At 75.1% G+C, this 4,919-nt stretch carries 4 protein-coding genes; all 4 read right to left on the bottom strand.

Annotated elements, in window-relative coordinates:
- Nucleotides 1-84: 84 nt before the first annotated feature.
- Entirely contained in the window at nt 85-1,398 is a 1,314-nt protein-coding gene (locus tag ACRYM0_RS20270) for an MFS transporter (RefSeq protein WP_432507655.1), read from the bottom strand.
- A 217-nt stretch (nt 1,399-1,615) separates the two neighbouring features.
- The gene (locus ACRYM0_RS20265; protein ID WP_432507654.1) at nt 1,616-2,023 is read right to left on the bottom strand and encodes a DUF779 domain-containing protein; all 408 of its coding nucleotides are present in this window, start codon (nt 2,021-2,023) and stop codon (nt 1,616-1,618) included.
- A 14-nt stretch (nt 2,024-2,037) separates the two neighbouring features.
- The gene (gene adh, locus ACRYM0_RS20260) at nt 2,038-3,561 is read right to left on the bottom strand and encodes an aldehyde dehydrogenase (protein ID WP_432507653.1); all 1,524 of its coding nucleotides are present in this window, start codon (nt 3,559-3,561) and stop codon (nt 2,038-2,040) included.
- Nucleotides 3,562-3,696: 135 nt separating this feature from the next.
- Nucleotides 3,697-4,919, bottom strand: a 1,223-nt coding sequence (locus ACRYM0_RS20255) for a GAF domain-containing protein (protein ID WP_432507652.1), incomplete at its 5' end; no start/stop codon positions are given.

Raw genomic sequence — 4,919 nt, 5'->3', positions numbered from 1 at the left:
CCCCCCCCCCCCCCCCCCCCCCCCCCGCCCCCCCCCCCCCCCCCCCCCCCCCCCCCCCGCCCCCCCCCCCGGGGTGGCGGCCGCTCAGTCGATGTCGGCGGTGCGGGTCTCGCGCAGCAGGGACAGCGCGATGAGGCTGACCACGGCCGTGCCGGCGAGGTAGGCGCCCACCCAGCCGACGCCGTGCGCCGCTGCCAGGCGCACCGCGGTGTACGGGGCGAGCGAGGCGCCGAGGATGCTGCCGGCGTTGAAGGCGAGCGAGGCGCCCGTGTAGCGCACGTTCGTGGGGAACAGCTCGGGCAGGTAGGCGCCGATGGGCCCGAAGACCAGGCCCATGAAGAACAGGCCGGCGCACAGCCACACCATGACCAGGGCGGTGCTGCCCGAGCCCAGCAGCGGGCCGGTGAGCAGGCCGACGGCGGCGCCGCCGAGCATCGCGGTGGCCAGCACGGGGCGGCGGCCGAAGCGGTCCGAGAGCACCCCGGACAGCGGGGTCGCCGCGGCCATGAACAGGACGGCGACGCACAGCATGAGCAGGAAGTCCTGCCGCTCGTAGCCCAGCGCCGGGGAGGTGCCGTAGGCCAGCGACCAGGTGGTGGTCAGGTAGAAGAGCGTGTAGGTCAGCATGACCGAGAAGGCGCCCAGCACGAGGATCTTCCAGCTGGTGCGGAAGGTCTCGGCCACCGGCACGCGCACCTGCCTCTTCTCGGCCAGCGCCTTGGCGAAGACGGGCGTCTCGGCCAGGCTGAGGCGGATCCACAGGCCGAGCAGCACCAGGACGGCCGAGAGCAGGAACGGCACGCGCCAGCCCCAGGACGTGAAGGCCTCGTCGCTCATCGTCGTGGCGAGCACGATGAAGAGGGTGTTGGCGATGATGAAGCCCAGCGGGGCGCCCAGCTGCGGGAACATCCCGTACAGCGCGCGGCGGTTCGGCGGGGCGTTCTCGGTGGCCAGCAGGGCCGCGCCGCCCCACTCCCCGCCCAGGCCGAAGCCCTGGCCGAAGCGCAGCAGGCACAGCAGCGCCGGTGCGAGGTTGCCCGCGCTGGCGTGGGTGGGCAGCACGCCGATGAGGACCGTGGAGATCCCCATGACGAGCAGCGCGGCCACGAGGGTCGTCTTGCGGCCGATGCGGTCGCCGAAGTGCCCGAAGACGATCGAGCCGATGGGCCGGGCCACGAAGGCGATGGCGAAGGTGGCCAGCGAGGCGAGGGTCTGCGCGGTCTCGTTCTCGGACGGGAAGAACAGCGGCCCGAAGACGAGGACGGCAGCGGTCGCGTAGACGTAGAAGTCGTAGAACTCGATCGTCGTGCCGATGAGGCTGGCGGCGGCGACCCGGCGGACCGGGTTGGCGGGCGCGCCCGGTGGCGCGGGCTCGGACCGGGTGGTCGTGGGGTTCAGGTCGGACGGACCCATGGGGCACCTTCGCGGGAGGGGGGCTGGGCGTGGTCGCACCGCGGTCGGGGGTCCGCCCGTTCCCGGCGCTGGCACCCGGGTGGGCACCGGGGTCGCCGTCGCCGCTCCGGGTGCCCCAGGAGGGTGCCCGAGAGTACTGCCCGCATCCAGCTGGCGAGACCGGCGTCTCAGATGCCGAGACGCCGGTCTCCGGGGCGCCGCCTCAGGGCGCCGCGGGCGGCGCTGCGCCCGCGCTCCCGTCCAGCAGGCGCGAGCGCACCAGGAACCGCACCCCGTCGGGAGCCTCGAGCGAGAAACCCGCCCCGCGGCCGGGCACGAGGTCGATCGTCAGGTGCGTGTGCGCCCACCGCGCGTGCTGCTCCTTCGACATCCACACCGGCACGGAGAACCCCTCCCCCTCCCCCTCGGCCGGCACCTCCACGTCGCCGAGGTGCTCGTCGGCGTCGGAGGTGAGGAAGTCCCCCGCCGCGAAGCACATCGGGCTGCTGCCGTCGCAGCAGCCGCCCGACTGGTGGAACATCAGCTCCCCGTGGCGCGCCCGCAGGCGGCGCAGCTGCTGCGCCGCCCGCGGGGTCAGGGCCACCCTCTCCGGCACCGGGGCACCCGTCACGTCGGCACCGCCCGTCAGAAGAAGCCGAGCTTGGAGGTGGAGTAGCTCACCAGCAGGTTCTTGGTCTGCTGGTAGTGGTCGAGCATCATGCGGTGGTTCTCCCGGCCGATGCCGGAGCTCTTGTAGCCGCCGAACGCCGCGTGCGCGGGGTACGCGTGGTAGTTGTTCGTCCACACCCGCCCCGCCTGGATGCCGCGGCCCATCCGGTACGCGAGGTGGACGTCTCGCGACCACACCCCGGCCCCGAGGCCGTAGAGGGTGTCGTTGGCCATCTTCAGGGCGTCGTCGGGGTCGTCGAACCTCGCCACGGACACGACCGGGCCGAAGATCTCCTCCTGGAAGATCCGCATCGAGTTGTCGCCCTCGAAGATCGTCGGCTCGACGTAGTACCCGCCGGACAGCTCCCCGCCGAGGTCCGAGCGGTGCCCGCCCGTCACCAGCTTCGCGCCCTCCTGCCGGCCGATGTCGATGTAGGACAGGATCTTCTCGAGCTGGTCGTTGCTCGCCTGCGCGCCGATCATCGTCTCGGTGTCCAGCGGGTTCCCCTGCCGCACCGCCCTGGTGCGCTCGGTCGCGGCGGTGAGGAACTCGTCGTAGATGCTGGACTGGATGAGCGCGCGCGAGGGACACGTGCACACCTCGCCCTGGTTCAGGGCGAACATGGTGAACCCCTCGAGGGCCTTGTCGTAGAACTCGTCCTTCGCGCGGGCGACGTCCTCGAAGAAGATGTTCGGGCTCTTGCCCCCCAGCTCCAGCGTGACGGGGATGAGGTTCTGGCTGGCGTACTGCATGATCAGCCGGCCGGTCGTCGTCTCGCCGGTGAAGGCGATCTTGCGGATGCGCGGGGAGCTCGCCAGCGGCTTGCCGGCCTCGGCGCCGAAGCCGTTGACGACGTTGACCACGCCCGGCGGCAGCAGGTCCCCGATCAGGTCCATCAGCAGCATGATCGAGGCGGGGGTCTGCTCGGCGGGCTTGAGGACGACGGCGTTGCCGGCCGCGAGCGCGGGGGCGAGCTTCCAGACCGCCATGAGCAGCGGGAAGTTCCACGGGATGATCTGCCCGACGACGCCCAGGGGTTCGTGGAAGTGGTAGGCGACGGTGTCGTCGTCGATCTGGGAGATGCCGCCCTCCTGGGCGCGCACCACGCCGGCGAAGTAGCGCAGGTGGTCGACCACCAGCGGCAGGTCGGCGGCCAGGCACTCGCGCACCGGTTTGCCGTTGTCCCACGTCTCGGCCACCGCGAGCTGCTCGAGGTTCTGCTCGATCCGGTCGGCGATGCGGTTCAGCACCAGGGCGCGCTCGGCCACGGGCGTGCGGCCCCAGGCGGGGGCGGCGGCGTGCGCGGCGTCCAGCGCGCGCTCGACGTCGGCGGCGGTGCCGCGGGCGACCTCGGTGAACACCCGCCCGGTGACGGGGCTGGGGTTCTCGAAGTACTCCCCCGTGGCGGGGGGTACGCGCTCGCCGCCGATGAAGTGGTCGTAGCGCTCGGCGTAGGAGACCAGGCTGCCGGGACGGCCGGGAGCTTCGTAGACGGTCACGGTGCACCTCCGCTGGGAGTGGACGCGGGCGACGACCTCGTCGCCCGGCGGGCGACCACCTCGTCGCCCGGCGCCGCCACCGTACGGGTGCGGGCGTTGCAACCCCGTTGCAGCGCGGCGCGCACCACGGGCCCCTCAGCCGGCCGGGCGCGCGGCGCGGGCCAGGGCCTCGCCGCGCCCGGGGTCCCCCGGCGCCAGGCGGCGCAGCAGCTCGGCGGCGACGTGCGGGTCGTCGCGGCCGGCGCCGGTGCGCGAGAAGCGCAGCAGCGCGTCGTCGTCCCCGCCCTCCAGCACGGCGGTGCGCACCCCCACCACCAGCTCCTCGCGGACCTCGCGCACCCCCGGCGCGTCGGACGCCGGCAGCAGGTCGCCCGTCCAGGCGTCCACGGCGTCGCCGGCGCGGCCCTCGCGCAGCGCCCGGCGCACGTCCAGCACGTCGCAGGACAGCTCCCCGGTCAGCCGGTACGGCGAGGGCGACAGGCTCAGCGCGCCGCCGGCGCACCCGGTGAGCACCGCGCGCAGCCGGTGCACCTCGGCGCGCACCGACACCGTCGCCAGAGCGCGCTCGTCCAGGGCGCCGGCCAGCGCGCCGGCGCTCCAGCCGTCCGCCGGCCCGGTCAGCAGCAGCGTCAGCAGCTCGGCGTGGCGCAGGGACAGCCCGCGCTCGCGCCCGCCCGCGCGCAGCACGGCCTCGCCCGCGCCCAGCAGCCGCAACCGGGCGCCGGCGCCACCGGCCCCGACCAGGCCGCGGCGCAGGGCCGCCACCCGCAGTTCGCCCTCCACGGCGCCCACCGCGGCGCGCACCAGGGCCAGCGCCCGCTCGCGGCCCAGGTCGTCCCCGCCGGTGAGGTCCAGCACGCCCAGCACCCGCCCCGTGGCGGGGTCGTGCACCGGCGCCGCCGAGCAGCTCCAGCGCGTCGCGGCCGTGGCGTAGTGCTCCCCGGCCCGCACCCGCACCGGGCGCGCCAGCGCCAGCGCGGTGCCGGGCGCGTTGGTGCCGGCGGCGTCCTCGCTCCAGCGGGCGCCCGGCAGGAAGCTCATCGCCTCCGCGGCGCGGCGCAGCCCCGGGTCGCCCTCCACCCACAGCAGGGTGCCGTCGGCGTCGCCGACCGCCATCAGCACCGGCACGCCCAGCGGCTCGGCCAGGAGCAGGCGGCGCGCGGTGGGCAGGACGGGGGCCAGCGGGTGCACCGCGCGGCGCTCGCGCAGCTGCGCGCCCTGCAGGGCCAGCGGGGCCAGCACGCCGTCGGGGTCCAGGCCGGTGCTGCGGCTGCGCGACCACGACTCCGAGACCACCCCGCGGACCACCCCGCGGGCGGACGGCGCCGGCGCGCCGGCGCCGTCCGCCCGCGGGGTGG

It is taken from the genome of Kineococcus arenarius subsp. arenarius, from assembly GCF_050871845.1.
Taxonomy (GTDB): Bacteria; Actinomycetota; Actinomycetes; order Actinomycetales; family Kineococcaceae; genus Kineococcus.
Note: the sequence above shows the minus strand (reverse complement) of the source record. Positions and strands in the feature narration are given on the sequence as shown.